Source organism: Nodosilinea sp. LEGE 07298 (genome assembly GCF_015207265.1).
GTDB lineage: Bacteria > Cyanobacteriota > Cyanobacteriia > Phormidesmidales > Phormidesmidaceae > Nodosilinea.
This window is the reverse complement of the sequence record NZ_JADEXE010000162.1, coordinates 1-15,579: the sequence shown is the minus strand read 5'-3', so window position 1 is coordinate 15,579 and position 15,579 is coordinate 1. Positions and strand designations below refer to the sequence as shown.

16 protein-coding genes and 1 pseudogene are annotated in these 15,579 nt (G+C 54.5%); 8 read left to right on the top strand and 9 right to left on the bottom strand.

Translation table 11 applies throughout. The annotated features are described in order from the left end of the window. Positions 1-871: ferritin-like domain-containing protein (locus IQ273_RS20280; RefSeq protein WP_194024977.1), on the bottom strand; the 871-nt coding region annotated here is incomplete at its 3' end. Between the two features lie 197 nt (positions 872-1,068). Between IQ273_RS20280 and IQ273_RS20275 the strand changes: the two genes are divergently transcribed. The 3 genes and pseudogenes from IQ273_RS20275 to IQ273_RS20265 all read left to right on the top strand — a co-directional run bounded on the left by IQ273_RS20275 (position 1,069) and on the right by IQ273_RS20265 (position 5,466). Then, positions 1,069-3,552 carry an NB-ARC domain-containing protein gene (locus IQ273_RS20275; protein WP_194024976.1) on the top strand — a complete coding sequence of 828 codons (2,484 nt, stop codon included), beginning with the start codon at positions 1,069-1,071 and terminating at the stop codon, positions 3,550-3,552. Positions 3,553-3,710: 158 nt separating this feature from the next. After that, complete coding sequence (gene psbA / locus IQ273_RS20270) at positions 3,711-4,772, top strand: photosystem II q(b) protein (protein WP_194024975.1); 1,062 nt, start codon at positions 3,711-3,713, stop codon at positions 4,770-4,772. Positions 4,773-4,905: 133 nt separating this feature from the next. Next, positions 4,906-5,466, top strand: a pseudogene (locus IQ273_RS20265) (Uma2 family endonuclease). Positions 5,467-5,531: 65 nt separating this feature from the next. On the opposite strand, the gene IQ273_RS20260 reads toward IQ273_RS20265, so the two are convergent. The 4 genes from IQ273_RS20260 to IQ273_RS20245 form a co-directional block, all read right to left on the bottom strand. Beyond that, on the bottom strand, positions 5,532-5,720 hold the full coding sequence (locus tag IQ273_RS20260) for a DUF2283 domain-containing protein (RefSeq protein ID WP_194024974.1): 189 nt from the start codon (positions 5,718-5,720) through the stop codon (positions 5,532-5,534). A gap of 35 nt (positions 5,721-5,755) precedes the next feature. Continuing rightward, positions 5,756-6,022: a type II toxin-antitoxin system YafQ family toxin gene (locus tag IQ273_RS20255; protein WP_194024973.1), complete on the bottom strand. Its 267-nt coding sequence runs from the start codon at positions 6,020-6,022 to the stop codon at positions 5,756-5,758. Between the two features lie 3 nt (positions 6,023-6,025). After that, positions 6,026-6,232 carry a hypothetical protein gene (locus IQ273_RS20250; protein ID WP_194024972.1) on the bottom strand — a complete coding sequence of 69 codons (207 nt, stop codon included), beginning with the start codon at positions 6,230-6,232 and terminating at the stop codon, positions 6,026-6,028. 103 nt (positions 6,233-6,335) lie between these two features. Beyond that, complete coding sequence (locus IQ273_RS20245) at positions 6,336-8,195, bottom strand: SUMF1/EgtB/PvdO family nonheme iron enzyme (protein WP_228053458.1); 1,860 nt, start codon at positions 8,193-8,195, stop codon at positions 6,336-6,338. A gap of 326 nt (positions 8,196-8,521) precedes the next feature. Here IQ273_RS20245 and IQ273_RS20240 point away from each other — a divergent pair, with 326 nt between their 5' ends. Further along, positions 8,522-8,860 (top strand): hypothetical protein, encoded by a 339-nt coding sequence (locus IQ273_RS20240; protein WP_194024971.1) that lies wholly within the window; start codon positions 8,522-8,524, stop codon positions 8,858-8,860. A 91-nt stretch (positions 8,861-8,951) separates the two neighbouring features. Here IQ273_RS20240 and IQ273_RS20235 read toward each other — a convergent pair whose 3' ends face one another. Beyond that, a complete protein-coding gene (locus tag IQ273_RS20235) occupies positions 8,952-9,644 on the bottom strand; it encodes a DNA alkylation repair protein (protein WP_194024970.1) in 693 nt (230 codons plus the stop codon). Between the two features lie 404 nt (positions 9,645-10,048). On the opposite strand from IQ273_RS20235, the gene IQ273_RS20230 reads away from it, so the two are divergent. The 3 genes from IQ273_RS20230 (at position 10,049) to IQ273_RS20220 (ending at position 11,250) form a co-directional block, all read left to right on the top strand. Then, positions 10,049-10,264 (top strand): DUF2997 domain-containing protein, encoded by a 216-nt coding sequence (locus tag IQ273_RS20230; RefSeq protein WP_194024969.1) that lies wholly within the window; start codon positions 10,049-10,051, stop codon positions 10,262-10,264. 36 nt (positions 10,265-10,300) lie between these two features. After that, positions 10,301-10,693, top strand: coding sequence for a DUF1257 domain-containing protein (locus tag IQ273_RS20225; protein WP_194024968.1), 393 nt, complete (start codon positions 10,301-10,303; stop codon positions 10,691-10,693). A gap of 98 nt (positions 10,694-10,791) precedes the next feature. After that, complete coding sequence (locus IQ273_RS20220) at positions 10,792-11,250, top strand: ferredoxin (protein WP_194024967.1); 459 nt, start codon at positions 10,792-10,794, stop codon at positions 11,248-11,250. Between the two features lie 4 nt (positions 11,251-11,254). On the opposite strand, the gene IQ273_RS20215 is transcribed toward IQ273_RS20220, so the two are convergent. After that, positions 11,255-12,592, bottom strand: coding sequence for a DUF4335 domain-containing protein (locus tag IQ273_RS20215; protein WP_194024966.1), 1,338 nt, complete (start codon positions 12,590-12,592; stop codon positions 11,255-11,257). Between the two features lie 111 nt (positions 12,593-12,703). Continuing rightward, positions 12,704-13,288, bottom strand: coding sequence for a DUF3038 domain-containing protein (locus IQ273_RS20210; RefSeq protein ID WP_194024965.1), 585 nt, complete (start codon positions 13,286-13,288; stop codon positions 12,704-12,706). Between the two features lie 232 nt (positions 13,289-13,520). Here IQ273_RS20210 and IQ273_RS20205 point away from each other — a divergent pair, with 232 nt between their 5' ends. Beyond that, complete coding sequence (locus IQ273_RS20205) at positions 13,521-14,858, top strand: toll/interleukin-1 receptor domain-containing protein (RefSeq protein ID WP_194024964.1); 1,338 nt, start codon at positions 13,521-13,523, stop codon at positions 14,856-14,858. An 80-nt stretch (positions 14,859-14,938) separates the two neighbouring features. Here IQ273_RS20205 and IQ273_RS20200 read toward each other — a convergent pair. After that, positions 14,939-15,579 (bottom strand): YqiA/YcfP family alpha/beta fold hydrolase (locus tag IQ273_RS20200; RefSeq protein ID WP_194024963.1); only part of this gene is annotated, 641 nt, incomplete at its 5' end.

The following is a 15,579-nucleotide window of genomic DNA, read 5'->3' as shown; positions in this document are numbered from 1 at the left end:
AGAGAAAGGTGAGCCGATGGCTGACATTCCATTGCCCCCAGGCCAGTTCTGCCGTCATGCGGCGCAGGGTGTGAATCAGGCTGCCCTGAAGATTTGGCTGTCGCCACTTTTGCACCATCGCCTGGGATAGGGTGCCAACAATCATCCTCAAGTTCGTTTCGGGGTAGGCCCAGCGGCCAAAGCCCCAAAACTTGGTCATGTGGTTAACTTCATCAATCAGCAGTTCTCCCAGTACGGCCTGTAGTGGGCCGGTGGTGTAGGCCATCATCCACAGGTAGAGGCAGGCGGCTCCGTACTCGGTGGCGATGCGGTGCAGCCCGTGGCGGTAGAGGTCGGCACGGGGGTCGCCGCTAGGGGTATAGGGCCGGGCTGCGTGGGGCATCGGGTGGGGCTGTTGCCCGCTCAAGCGGTGGTAGAGCACCGTCAGGGCAGGCGTATGGCGCTTTTCTTCGCGCTCCCACAGGCCTGGGGTAATCACCTGCCCATCAGCATTTACCGTACCCCCCACAAACTCGGCCATTTGGGGATAAAACTGCTCCAGGTACTGGCGGCTGGCCTGGGTATAGCCGCGAATGGGGGCTTCAGTGTTGATGGTGCCCAGCAGAATGGCGCAGAAGGTGTCGAGCGAGATACCGATCACCTGGTCGGGGTGAATGTTGCCCCAGCTCACCCGATTCCAGCGGCGAGGCTGCGGGGTTTGGAACTGGCGGGGTAGGTCGATAAGGCGATCGCACAAATGCTCCACCGTCACATACCGCAGGGTTAGGGCCGCAATCCGCTGGCTGGCTAGCCTAGGGCTGAAGGAGGCCTGCCAGGGACCAGCTAAATCATCCTCCAAGACGGTTGGCGGCGAGAAAAGTGTGGCAGTCATATTTGATACCCCTCGCGTGGGTTATGGTTGGGTAAGTTCACCGTAGCTCTAGGGGTTACTGTCGTCGGTCGGTTAGGGTCGGCTATTCAGCTAAAGACCAGTAGTCCAGGGGCGGAAAAAGGCGGAAACCGTCCACTGGCAATGAAAGAAATTAAAATCTCGGCTAGAGTTGTGGCCGTAGGAGAAACACATAGGCTATGGCATCAGATGCGGTAGAACTGGCAGACCGGCTTGTCTTCACCGTCACCGGGCGGCATCTGAATGATTTGCAGCGCACGATTTTGCGGCAGGTGTGGCAGGGGCAAAAGTACCTTGATATTGCCAACACCGCTGGGTACACCGAGGGCCATATTAAGGATGTCGCCTACCAGATGTGGCGGCTGCTCTCAAAGGTGACCGGGGAGAAGGTGACGAAATCTACCCTCAAGTCGGCCCTGAAGCGATCGCTGCACCGCATGGGCATCGATGTCTCGGGCGGCACTATCTCTCTAGGATCGCTACAGACTCTGAATCAGCCTCAGCCTTTGGATGTCGTTCCCTCGATTCCTAAGGATTGGGTAGAGCCTAACGTTCAAGGTTCCCTAAACCCAATCAATCCTAATTTTGTCGGTCGTCAGGAGGCGATCGCCCACCTCACCACCCTAATCGCCCAGGGCGATCGCACCATTCTCATTCAGGGCGAAGGGGGGCTCGGTAAAACCACCCTGGCCCAGCACTTTATCGCTCAGCAGCCGGTCGATCTCACCCTAGAACTGCTGATGGCCAAAGACCCCGCCGACATTACCCCAGTGGAGTGGGTAGTCGAAGAATGGCTGCGCCAGGACTTTGGCGTCGAGCCGGGGCGCGAATTTGGCGTCACCCTCGATCGCCTGCGCCGCCACCTGCGCCAGCAGCGGGTCGCCGTACTGATCGATAACCTGGAGCCAGCGCTCGATGCCCAGGGCCAATTTATCCCGTTTCATCGCCGCTACAGCGAACTGCTGCGGGTGCTGGCAGACAGCCGTGGGCAAACGCTAACGCTGATTACCAGCCGCGATCGCCTCTGCGAACCGGGCACTCCCATCACCCACTACCGGCTGCCAGGGTTAGGGCTTTCCGCTTGGGCCACTTACTTCGCCCACCGAAGCATCCCCCAGGAAGAATCGATATTAAAGGCTATGCACAGCGCCTACGGCGGCAACGCCAAGGCCATGGAAATTCTGGCTGGGGCGGTGCAGGCAGACTTCGACGGCAGCTTGGCGCTCTACTGGCAGGCCCACAGCCAAGATTTACTCGGCCCCGTGGATCTTAAAAACCTGGTTGAAAGCCAGATCCATCGACTGCAAACCCTCGACCCCGAGGCATACCATCTCTTTTGCCGTCTAGGCGTCTACCGCTACCAGGATGTGCCCACGATTCCTTGGGAAGCCGTGCAGTGCCTCATGGCCGACATTCCTACCCAGCGCCACCAGGCCATTGTCACCTCCCTGCGCAATCGATCGCTGCTGGAATGCCGCCAGGGTCGCTACGGTTTGCACCCGGTCGTGAGAGCGGGTGCCTTAGCTCAGCTCACCGCCAATGCTGAAGACTCTACCGAGTGGGAATTGGCCCACCGCGCCGCTGCCCGCTGCTGGAGCCACAGCATTCAGCGCATTTGCAGCCTCGACGATGCCATACAGGCGCTGGAAGCCTTCTACCACTACGTCGCCATTCAAGACTATGGGGCGGCAGCGCGGGTAATCTTGCACAGCCGCGACAACCAGTGGCAGCAGTTTTTGCCCCTGGGCAGCACCCTCTACCGCATGGGCCTGGTGCAGCCGGTCACCGATGCGATCACCGCCATCATTGACCACATTCCGTCAGAAAATGCCGATGCCAGCGAACTGGCCAACATTCTGGGCGACCTGTACTGGATTCAGGGACAGCTGGAGCGGGCGATCGCCTGTCAGCAAAATGCAATTGCGATCGCCCAAACCTGTCTGCACACCGAGGCCCCCGACGCCGCGACCCACCGCTGGTACTACCTCACCATGCTGGTCGTCGACTCTCAGCTCAGCCTGGGGCTGTATCACCTCGACCTGTGGAACTTGGAGACCGCCGCCACCTGGTTTAGCCAGGTGATTGCCACCGCCACCGGCACGCGCCACCAGCCCTGGGCCGACAAAGCCACCACCTGCCTGGCGCTGGTGCTCTCCTACCAGGGCGATCAGACCTCTGCGAAAACGCTGGCTGATGCCGTCATTGAGCAAGTCCGAGGCCGGGGTCAAAGCGGACGGCACGCGTTTTTTGTGCAGCTTTTGGGCCATACGTATCTGAATCTGGGAGATTTAGATAGGGCTGAATCTCTGTTTAATGCCGCTATTCAAGCGGCGGAGGCAGGCCACTACCTGCAAATTAAGGCCAATGCCCTGGTGGGGCTGGGGCGGCTAAAGAGCCAGCGGGGAGATGTAGACGCAGCTGTAGTCGATTGTCGGGGGGCGATCGCCCTCCTCGACGAGGTCGGTGCCCATTGCGACCTCGCGACCGCCCACCTGCAATGCTCACTGACGTTGGCCTGCCTACCTGGGGCACCCGAGTCCGAGCACCATCTTTGTAAAGCTCTGCAACTCTTTCAGGCCATCCCTGCCCCTCAGCAGACGACCAGGGCTAAACAAGCCTGGGGAAGGCAGTTGGGCCATGTCAACGGCCATACCTCAGCCTGAATACACCACCTGTTTCGCGATTCCCGCCCCGCCATAGGGGGTTATCTACCCTCAGGTTGTTTACAAACTGCAACAATACGGTTAATGTAAGTACATACATAACCTGCTTGTCCTCTCCGGCAGGCACCAAGCAAACCTAACTTGCACTTATCCAAATCATGACAACGACTTTACAAAGACAACAATCCGCCTCCCTGTGGGAGCAGTTTTGCCAGTGGGTCACCAGCACCGAGAACCGCCTGTATGTGGGCTGGTTCGGCGTACTGATGATTCCCACCCTGCTCGCTGCTACCGCCTGCTTCGTCATAGCCTTCATCGCTGCGCCCCCCGTAGACATTGATGGCATCCGTGAGCCCGTTGCTGGCTCGCTGATGTACGGCAACAACATCATCTCCGGTGCGGTTGTGCCGTCCTCTAATGCCATTGGCTTGCACTTCTACCCCATCTGGGAAGCCGCTTCCCTCGATGAGTGGCTGTACAACGGTGGCCCTTACCAGTTGGTGATTTTCCACTTCCTCATCGGCGTCTTCTGCTACATGGGTCGTGAGTGGGAACTGAGCTACCGCCTCGGCATGCGCCCCTGGATCTGCGTTGCTTACAGCGCACCTGTCGCTGCTGCTTCCGCTGTATTCCTCATCTATCCCCTGGGCCAAGGCTCCTTCTCTGACGGCATGCCTTTGGGTATCTCCGGTACCTTCAACTTTATGCTGGTCTTCCAGGCTGAGCACAACATTCTGATGCACCCCTTCCACATGCTGGGTGTGGCCGGTGTGTTCGGTGGTTCCTTGTTCTCCGCTATGCACGGTTCGCTCGTCACCAGTTCACTGGTGCGTGAGACCACCGAGACCGAATCTCAGAACTACGGTTACAAGTTTGGCCAAGAAGAAGAGACCTACAACATCGTGGCAGCCCACGGCTACTTCGGTCGGTTGATCTTCCAATATGCCAGCTTCAACAACAGCCGCAGCCTGCACTTCTTCTTGGGTGCGTGGCCTGTAATCGGCATCTGGTTCACCGCACTCGGCATCAGCACGATGGCGTTCAACCTGAACGGGTTCAACTTCAACCAGTCGATCCTTGACTCTCAGGGCCGAGTGATTGGCACCTGGGCTGATGTGATCAACCGGGCCAACCTGGGTATGGAAGTAATGCACGAGCGCAATGCTCACAACTTCCCCCTCGACCTAGCCACGGCTGAGGCTCCTGAAATCATCGGCTAGTCTTGAGTGACTACCCCATTGATTGATTAGCAAAAAGCGCTCCTCTTGGGGGGCGCTTTTTCGTTAGGTCGGAGCATGCTACCTAGGCAATAGCGATAGAATGCAAACAAGCCATCCCTAAGATATTGCTCTAATGATTGCCGTCCCCAACTACATCAAATCTGGGGAGTATTTGGCGCTTGAGCTACAGAGCCGTATTCGCCACGAGTATCGGCGGGGGCTGGTTTACGCCATGGCGAGCGGCACCGACAACCACGATCGCATCGCCTTTAATTTGCTAAAAGCTATAGATAATCATTTGGGTAATAGTTCTAACTGCCGTTTTTATTCGGGCAACGTTAAGGTCAATTACCAAGATGAGTTTTACTATTACCTCGATGCCTTTGTAACCTGTGACCCGAGGGATCGGCGCGATCGCTACATCAAGCGCTACCCCAAACTGGTGGCAGAGGTGCTACCAACCAGTACCGAAACTTTTAATCGGGACGAAAAATCTCAGGATTACCAGCAGCTCGACTCGCTGCAAGAGTATGTGCTGATTTCCCAGGAGAGCCAGCGGGTGGAATGCCGCCGTCGCACTGCCTCCGGGGATTAGCAGGTGGATGTGTATAAGGCGGGCGATCGGGTGATGTTAACGAGTCTTGGTCTGGAGTTCGAGGTTGCCGATCTGTATCGCGGTTTGTATGAAGACTAATTGGAGCCTAGGTCGGCAACCCACCCTAAGCGCTGCCCTTGATTAAAGTGTCGCGGTTTCAAAGGCTACGCGCACAGGGCTTTGGCTGGGGGGCAAAAATTTAGCTTTTTAAAGCCAATGACCTGACCGTGCTGATCTTTCATCAAAATTGATTCGTCCCTGGTTTCCTCGGCCTCTATTTCGTCTTGGGGGTTGCCAAACCAAACAACCAGCGTGTTACCTGTGTGGTCATAGAATACTTTTACCTTTACCATATCTGCTCTCTTAATTTGGCCCATTGACTGTTAGTTCAATAAACCTCATCATGGCTACCAATATCGACAAAGATAGCCTTATCGTCTTCTGTAAAATAGAACAGTACTCGTGCGTCGTAATCCACGCTAAAGCTCCAAAACTCCTTTAGTTTACCTGATAGCTTGTGGGTCTTTAAGCTAGGGTCAAAGGGGTCTGCTGTGAACTGCTCTAGTTTTTGCCAAAACCTGGTCTCTAGGTCTGCGTTTCCTTTGATACGTTTTTTGAAGGCACGCTTGAAGGGAGAACTAAAACTGACTTCCACAGGTTAATCCTCAATCAATTGCCTTAATTCATTGATATCAGAGGAAAATGTAAGCTCACCATTTTGCTCTTCTGTCTGGGCTACCTCGAAATTGGCGTACATCTCTTCACGACGCTCTTCTCGGAGATATTGATGCAACAAAAGTTGAATTTCGCGCTTTTCATCCGTAGAAAGACTTTTGATGACTTCGACCACATCGCTAAAAACCATCTTTGTACTAGCCCTTAACTTATTTTTTGCCAATACTAACTTTTGTTAGCGAAGGAGCATAGGATAAGTTTTACAGCGGAGCTGACAACACATCCTAAACTTACTACACAGGAACACACACCACCCGAAAACCAAAGAGGCTACCTACTAGTCCTGAGACTTTTTTATATCGAGAGGCGGAACGGCAGTTCTTTGGGTCGTCGTGCCATGAACCACCACGCAATAGCCGGGGAGTTGATTCATCCTTAGACAGCCATGAATAGTTGAATTTAGGTGCATCATCATAATTATCATGCCAGTGGTCTTCACACCATTCCCAGACATTGCCATGCATATCGTACAGCCCAAAGGCATTAGGTAGAAAGCTACCAACCTCTGTTGTTTCTTGCAACATCATTCCTTTGGAAGCAAATCCATAAATGTAATTACCATTATAATTAACGAGATTTGTCGTAATCGTTGGCCCAAAACTAAAGGGCGTAGAAGTTCCTGCTCTACATGCAAATTCCCACTCTGCTTCATTAGGTAATCTATACTGGCGATTACTATAGCGAGATAGTCGCTGGCAAAATTCAACTGCATCATTCCAAGAAACTTCTTCTACCGGTCTCATCATGCCTTTAAAGGTTGAAGGATCGGGTTTAAGTTCTCTTTGTACTTTTGGCATAGTAGAAACTGCTTTCCATTGGGCCTGAGTTACAGGAAATTTACCCATGTAAAAGGGCTTTACCATAACCTGGTGTTGAGGTTTCTCGTCAGCGTAACCTTCTCCGTCTGGCGAGCCCATCATGAAATTGCTGCCTGGTACAACTACCATGTCTAGGCTAATCCCCTGCCCCAAATTTTCTGAAAAATATTCGTTTTTCTTTTGAACCCGGTTGACTTCCTCGCCTTGAGTGTTTAAGGAAATAACCGAAAAGTTGAAGGTTTTTAGTTCTGGAGCGTTTTCCCCACTATTTGTTACTTGATTTGATTGGCTCACCCCTTTTTTTGAAGTTGCTCCCCAAACTATTAACCCCCCTATCCCTCCAGCTAGCCATAATAAGGTTGACCTTCGGTCTAGGGGAATCTCCCATATAGCTACTTTCTCAATAAAAGTTTCTCGTTTGACGTTCTCGATTGGTTCGTTGTTAGCGTCTACGGTTTCCACAACTGCAGCGCTTGATATAGCTCCATCATGAGCGTTGTCTTGATTGTCGAAATTTTGTTGAAGCGGGTAGTCTTTTGAGGAAAACTCTATATCCCGCCGTTTTTGAACCGTCTGCTGCTGGCTTTCTTGCTCTGTACGCTGGGCTTCAGCCTGTTCTCGTTGGCGCTGCTCGGCAGCGAGGCGTTCTTGCTCAAGCCTTGCTTGCTTCTGTCGCCGAGCTGTGGATTCTTGCTGGCGTTGCTTGGCGGCCTGCCGTTTGCGTTCTTTTTTCTCTGCTTCCAATCGGGCAACCTCTTCTTGCTGTCGTTTCAACTCCTCAGCTTCACGTACCTTTGCTCCTTCGGCGTCTCGTTGTCGGGCATTTAGAGCATCCACCACCCTACGAATGCCCTCTTCTACATCAAGAAAAGCTTCGGCTTTGTCTTCCCAGCGGGTTACGGGTTTGCCATCTTCGGGTAACACTTGGAGCTGTTTAAAGTCGCTATATTTCCAACTACAGGGTTCAAGAATGACGGGAATTACTCTAGCGGTACCTTCGTAATGGCGTTGTACGGCCCGCTGCATTTCAGTTTCATAGCAGTAGTCAGACGCCAAAAAATGGCGGGTAATGAGTAGCAGCACAATATCTGCTTTTTCCAAATTAGTTTTAATTTCGGTGGCCCACTCGGCCCCTGCTTCAATGTCGCGGTCTTGCCAAGTGTTAATTTTGCCTTCCCGCTGGAGCAACTTGAGATGGTAGTTGACCAACTCATCTTTAAGCCCTTCGTCGCGACGCGAGTAAGAGATGAATACGTCTAGCGCCTCGCCTGCCATGCCCTGTGCTACTCATGCGGTTGCCCTATTATAGTTGCACCCTAATTAGTAAAGTTTTCCTAACTATCCACAGTTGACGGCGATCGCGCGTACCACTATACTCATCCATCAAGCCGTTCACCCGAGCGGCGGACTTACAGAACTCGAAAATTTTAGCGCTGCCGGTCGGTGCGCCTAACACCGATCGACAGCTAACCCCGCAAATCTCCGAAGCAGATTGCGAGGCTAGGCACATGGTACCCTAGCCCCCTCAGTTTGCATGTCAAGCGTGGGTGGCTAGGGTTTTCGCGTTCTGTTTTCCTCAACCACAAAAGGAAACAGAACCGATGTTTGAATATCTAGAACCAGACCCCAGCGACGACCAAGAAGCCAGGGCGCTACCGCTGCCGCCCAAATCTGGGCCAAATGACCGAGGGGCAAGGCCGCTGACGCCCGAGAAAGTGCGCCACATGCTCTACGGCAGCCTGGCAGGCATCGATCGCACCATCAAAATCCTCCACGCCCTCGGCTATGCCGACCCCAACGACTGGAGCGACCCCATCCCCGTACCGCCCAGCGCCGAAGGCCCAACGGCCACCCGGTTATCGAGCGGAGCCGAGACGCGGTCACTGAGCGGAGCCGAGATGCGGATGGTGATCATGACCAAAACCGTGCTGCTAGAGTAGCTTGCCACCCTAGAGAACCCAGGGTTCTGGTACAAAGGCTGTTGTCTTAGCCACAATCTTCGCTAGAACCCTGGGTTCTGATCTCATACATCTATATAGGCTCTAGCTTTCCTTTAGCCTTGAGCCACTTCAGGGCCTCTCGCCGACTGAGAGCCGCCAGGGGTGTCTCGGCCACAAAGGTCTGCACCGCCTCTGGAGCGACTTTAGAATACTCTCGCAGCGCCCAGCCGATCGCCTTTTGAATGAAAAACTCCTTTGATTGGCTATTTTGCTCCACCAGCCCAAACAGCAACGCCTGGTTTGTCTCGGCTTTGTAGCCCAGCTGAAACAGCAGCGTGGTGCGGCGTAGCCAGAAATTATCTGACCATCGCCATCCTCCAATCACCCCATCGCGGCAGTCGGGATATTGTCGAAGTAGTCTGCCAACATTGTGGCTGGCAATAGCATCGACCGTATCCCACCACGCCTGAGTTGTGATCAGGTATTCCAGCAGGGGAACAGCATCGGGGGTAAGCTGCTTTTGGTGGCGGCCTAAAAAGGTGAGGGCCGCATAGTGGAACTCTCGCTCGGGCCAGGCCCAGAGTTCTCGGACGATACTCTCCAGTTGGGCTAGCTCAGGCAGCCCGTGCTCGGCTACAAACTGCTTGAGCAGAGCATCTTGAATCGGTCTTTTGATGCCGAGGAACTCAAACTGATTGCGCATGTACTGCTTCATCGGTTCAGCCTGAGTGGCATTGGCCTGCTGCTCGAAAAGCGGCTTCAGCGCTTGAAGATAGGGTGACATGGCAAGTGGAGGACGGCAAAAGCTGCCTTTTTCTGTTTGTAGCAGCAGAGCTGTCAACAGTCAGTCAAACGGACCAAACTTTAATCTTCTTAACGTTTCACCCCTAAGGAAGGGTTTGGAATGGCTTTTGGAGGGGTTAAGGGGAGACAAAAATGATGCAAACTGTAACTAAAGTCGCCTTGACGCCCTTTAAAAGTTACGCGAAACTACATCTAATGGATTGTTCACTCACGGAATCAATGCAGCACATTGACTTTCGTAATGAATGGTAGCGAGTTATAGCCCCTATGCTTAGTTAGGATCGGGTTATTAATTTGGCGTCTGCCAGCCTGAACATAACTGCGACAGGATGATTGCAGTCACCGCTGCCCAAGCCAGCTCAATGGTGTTGAGACTCATACCCTATGGAAACGTTAGAGTTCATTATTTATCCCGACGGGCGAGTGAAGGAAACGGTAACGGGCATTATCGGTGCCTCCTGCGCCGAGGTTACGGCCGCCATTGAAGCCCAGCTTGGTGTTGTTGTGGCTCAGCAGAACACATCTGAATACTTTGCCCAACCCAATGAGCAATCGGCAACGGAAACCGTCGCCGCAAAAACGGCCTACAGCCAATGGTAGATTTTTGTTTTTTAGTCCTCATACCACGCGCATAAAATGTCACACTTTAGCCAAATTACAACCAAAATCCGCAACCTAGACTCTCTCAAGCTAGCTCTGAATGATGTAGGAGCCGACTGGAAGGCTGGTCCCTGCGATGTGAGGGGCTACCAGGGGCAAACCCAGTCTGCCGATGTGGTCATTTCTCAAGATAACGGCTACGACATTGGCTTTCGCCGCAACCCCGAAACCAGCGACTACGAGCTGGTAGCCGATTTGCAATATTGGCAGCAGCCGCTAACGGTGGAAGGCTTTTTGCGCCAGGTCAGCCAGCGTTACGCCTACAATACCGTGCTGTCTGAAACCTCTCGTCAGGGCTTTCAGGTGTCTGAGGAGCAGGTGCGCGAAGATGGCTCTGTGCGGCTGGTGGTACAGCGCTGGAACGGCTAAAGCGTTGATTTTTTGAAGCTTAGAGAGGGGCTGCTCTAGCCCCTTTCTTTGTTTTGGCCCAGGCTATGGGCGTTTTGAAGCACGAATGGCATAATACGATGACACATTTTGACGGTCAGCCAAGTACGACCGGCCCCGATGCGACCGGCTTTGAGCCAGAGCTAGGCGGAAACCTGCGTCAGACCAGCGATCGCACTGGCCTTGAGCCAGAACTGGGCGGTCAGCTGCGCCAGAACGGCGTCTATGTGGATGAAATTACCTGCATTGGCTGTAAGCACTGCGCCCACGTGGCCCGCAATACCTTTTATATCGAGCCTGACTACGGCAGGTCACGGGTCTACCGCCAGGATGGTGACTCTGAGGAAATCATTCAGGAGGCGATCGACACCTGCCCGGTGGACTGCATTCACTGGGTCGACTATACCGAGCTAAAGCAGCTAGAGGGTGAGCGCAAGCATCAGGTCATGCCGGTGGTCGGTTTCCCTGTAGACAAGGCCATCTCGACGACGCGTATGCGCCGGGCCAAGCGCAAAAGCCAGCGATCGCAGCAGTCCTAAGGATTTAGCTGTCTGGCAGTTCTACCACGACTTCACCCGTGGGCAAAAACTGAACCTCTACCGTGGTTGATTCATCTCTAGCAATGCCGGGGATAGTGGTGCCGGGCTGGGGCAGAGTGGGGTTGTCTTGGTAGGTTGCAGAAAGGTCATCGAGAGGCTCTAGCGTCTCGACGGTGCCATCTGGCTCAAGGGTAATGCGATAGCGCAGCGGTGCCGCTAGATTGGCGGGCGATCGCCACTGCTGTTGTAAGGCCTGCCTTAGGGCTGCGACCCAGTCTAATGCCGCATCGGGGGCGCGGGTGGCCGCGATCTCCGGACTGGCCTCGAAGGCTTCCGGAGTGTCGGGGGCAGAACGATCGGCGCTGGGACTGGTCGGTACTGGTGCCGGTTCGGCGGCCGTGTTTGAATCTGGGCGAGCCAACTGTGCCCCTCCAGCCCGCGCCTCAGCCTGGGGTGGGGCGTCGGGCGCAGGTGAGGTACCGTTGCTCGTAGCAGGCGCTGGGGAGGTCGCAGAGGGCGGCGGCGATGTTTTAGGGGTGACGTCAGTCGGTCTGGTTGCTGGAGCCGCTGGAGTGGTTGGGGCCGTAGTCGTTGGCGTAGGGAGAGCCTCGCCAGCAGCGGAAGGCGATTCTACAGATTCGGCAGCGGGCGAGTCGACGGCGGGTGCGTCCCCTTGTGTGGGCTGCTGAGAGCTACTGGGCGGCAACTGCCGCGTCGATTCGTTAGTCGTTTGAGGTTCGCTGGGCGATAACACCACTGAGCTAGGGGCCGTCGTCAACAACTGGTTACCCAGCAGAGCCGCAATACCTACCGCCGCTATAGAGCCAATCCAGAGCGGCAGTTTGGGGCGAACCCAGCGAGTTTTGGGCAGCGCATGGTCGGGGATGATTTGCAGGTTGCCATCGGCCTGCTCTAGGGCATCGGCCAGATCAGCTAGTTGTAGGGTGGAGAGTTCAACTATTTTAGGCGGTTCTGGGGGTGTCGCCAGGGTCAGCCGGTGGCGGGTAAGCCCCACCGGCTGAATCGCACTGTCGCCCTGAGATACGGCACCTCCGGCGGTGAGCGCGTCGGCATTGAGATGGCGCTGCACATAGGTTTGCACCAGCCCCGCTAAGGCCGAAAACTGCGGCTCTCGTCCGCTGACATCGAAGATAACGGCCTGGTTCGTGGCCGCTGCGATCGCGGCGTCAGCCTCTTCCCCGTACATCTGAAGGGAAAAGCGCGATCGCCCCAGAACCGGGCGACCCGTGACCTGGCTCAGGGGCGAAAGCTCACCCACCAGTCGCAGAGTACAGGTGCCCGCTGCATATTCGTAGGAGGTGACAGTGGCGATCGCGGCCATGGACTTTAGGCTGGGTGGGGTGAGGTTATCAGGTCAAAAGTCTTTGGTGGGCAGTGCCCACCCTACAGCGGCTAAAAGCTAAAAGCGCAAATCCAAAATCTAAAATTCTCCTCATTTCTCCGCTCGCTCTAGCAGTGCCAGCCACAACTTACGGCTGCCGCCGGAGCCACTGTAGAACAGCAGATCGACCAGCAGTTTTAGCCCCAGGGTGTTGATCTCGTTGGTGGTGGCGGTTTGGTCGCCCTCCATGCGGTCTTGGTAGGCATTGCTAAAGGCGTCGAGGTAGTCGCCGAGCTGAGCGGTGCGGTGAGGAGGCTGCCCCTGTTCGAGGGCCTTTTCTAACCGCGCCACGGCTTGCCGAATGGGGTCGCGATGGGCGATCGCCAGATGACAACTCACCAGCACCAGGGCACGGGCTTCGTCGACATCGAGCTTTTTGCGGCCCTGGCCTTTGCGCAAAGGACTAGCCTGACGCAAGCGCCACAGGTTGACGCGATCGCTCAGCAAGTCCGACACCCCTAGAGCATCCGCCGCTGCCAGCATGGCATCGGACCCCAGGCCGGTGAGGGCTTCTAGGGCCAGCAGTACCAGGTCGAGCTGCGCTTTAATGCTGCTCAACTGCCGTGGGGTGGTTGGTCCCTGCGGCGGACCTGGGTTTGGCTCACTGTTTGACGCACTGAGGGAAGACGGTTCCACCGGGCTGCCCTGTTACTAACGTAGAGGATTGGGCTAATTGTGGCACGGGGGTTGCAGTTCTTGAAACGGGTTTTAGGAGACAGTTCGGGTCAGCATCGAAGACAGCCTCAACGTTAGCGATGAGCTATCCTATTCTGCCTTTGCGCCAGCAAAATAATCCAGCGAGCGGGAATCTGGCCTTTAATGGAAAAAGCTGACTCTTTTAGCGCTGATACTTCTAGCCTTAATACTGATGCCTTCGATTTTTATCTCCTACCGACGCAGCGATAGCCAAGCCGATACCGGGCGCATCTATGACAGACTAGTTGCTCGTTTCGGCAAAGAGGCCGTGTTTAAAGATGTCGACAACATTCCTGGCGGGGTAGATTTTCAAAAATTCCTCAACCGCACCTTGACAGCGTGTAAGGTTGTTCTAGCTATAATTGGGCCAAGCTGGTTGCGCGCAGCTGATAAGAAAGGTACGCGTCGGTTAGACGATCCAGCAGACTGGGTACGAGTAGAGATTGAAGCAGCCCTACAGCGTGACGATGTAGTTGTAGTGCCGCTGCTGGTCGGTCACGCTCGCATGCCCAGAGCGGAGGAGTTGCCCAACTGCTTGAAAGACCTAGCCCACCGCAACAGCCGTGACGCTCGCCCTGATCCTGACTTTAATCAAGATATGGTTCGGCTGATTGATGACCTAGCAGAACATCTTGCTCCACCACCTGTTGTGTCTCAACCGTTACTAGAACAGTACCGTCAGGAAGTGCGCCTGTGCATACAAGAAGACGAGGGTGAGATTTCTGTCTTTAATCGCAGTGTTTTAGATAGCTTTCGCACTACCTTTGAGCTGAAATCTGAAGAAGCTGCTGCTATCGAGGCAGAAGAATTGCAGATCTATAAGGCAAAAGAAAAGGCTATTACCCAATACAGCAAAGTTCTTGCTGGTGCTTTGAGTAGTGAGAAGCCGCTGAGGGAGGTAACCCGCCGTCGGCTAAAGCGATTGCAGAACGCACTTAAGCTAAGCGACGACGAAATCGATGGACTTGAGCTTCCTCCTATTCCTCCTGTTATTGATGGAAGAGGAAAGGTGCCAATAGTAAGCCGCAAAGACCTACATGAATGCGATATATCTAAGCTGCTCTTTCTTAAAAATATACGAGACCCTGACGGCGACTGGTCTTATACCCTAAACCGAATTCAAAAGATGGGTGGTTCGCCTGAAAGCCGAGCCTTTGAAATCTACTGGCGACTGACTGGCAAAGGAGCCAATACTCCCTTAGCAGGGGACTTGATGATTTTAAATCAGCACGCAAGAGTTACCCACATTGTAGAAATGCTTGACGACGAGGTCAGGACTACTGATGTGGGATATTTTCGATGGGTACGAATCGTTTGGATGCCAGAACTAGACAATTGGGGCAAGCTACCTCATCAACGGGATACTTTAGGCTTTGAGCCGCCCCGTTTTGGCGGTGGAGCCGCTTATTCTTTTACTAGCCCTAATTTTGGAAAGTTTCATGCGGCCTGGGATAGCCTTAAAGCTTTTCAAGAGCATGTTTTTCAACAGCTGACAGAGTCTACGCTCTAAATATTATGAATGCCTGATTGAATAGAATCGTCCATCCTGAGCAGCCACATATTGTGGACTAACGGTGTGCAAATCGCACCTCATAGCTTCAAAAACTCCTGTGTGTGCTGCCAGATGTCGGTCTCTACATCCGTTAAAGCATGGTCGCTGGGGAGTTCGACTAGGCGCACCCAAGGGCGATCGCCTGCGTAGGCGCGGCTGGCCTCTATTGATATGGTTTCGTCGTCGATACCGTGAAGAATCAAGGTCGAGATTTTAGCCTTGAGTGCATCATCGCTGTAGCTTTGGGCATCGGTTATGAACCCGTAATGGAGCGGCACAGAACGCTGCTCGGTGTAGTGGTAAACGGGGAGGGTGCCCTCAGTGCGCCAGATATTGAGCTGCTCAGGGCCGAGGCGGGGCAGCCACTGCTTGAGAAAGTCAAAGGCGGGGGCCAGCAGCACCAGTTTTTCGATGCGTTCTGTAATGCTGGCCTGCTGGGCGACCCAGGCGGCGGTGAGGCCCCCTAAGCTAGAGCCGATCAGCACGGTGGGGGCGCTCTGGGCCAAAATCAGGGCGCTGACCTGCTGAATCTGGCGGCTGAGGGTGAGGTGGGCAAAGTCGCCCTGGTTGAGGTCGGGAATGATTAGGGGGATTCCCAAGTTGGCGAGGCGGGCTTTCATCGCTTGGGCTTTAGCTGAACGGGGGCTGGAGGCGAAGCCGTGGAGGTAGAGGTATTTGG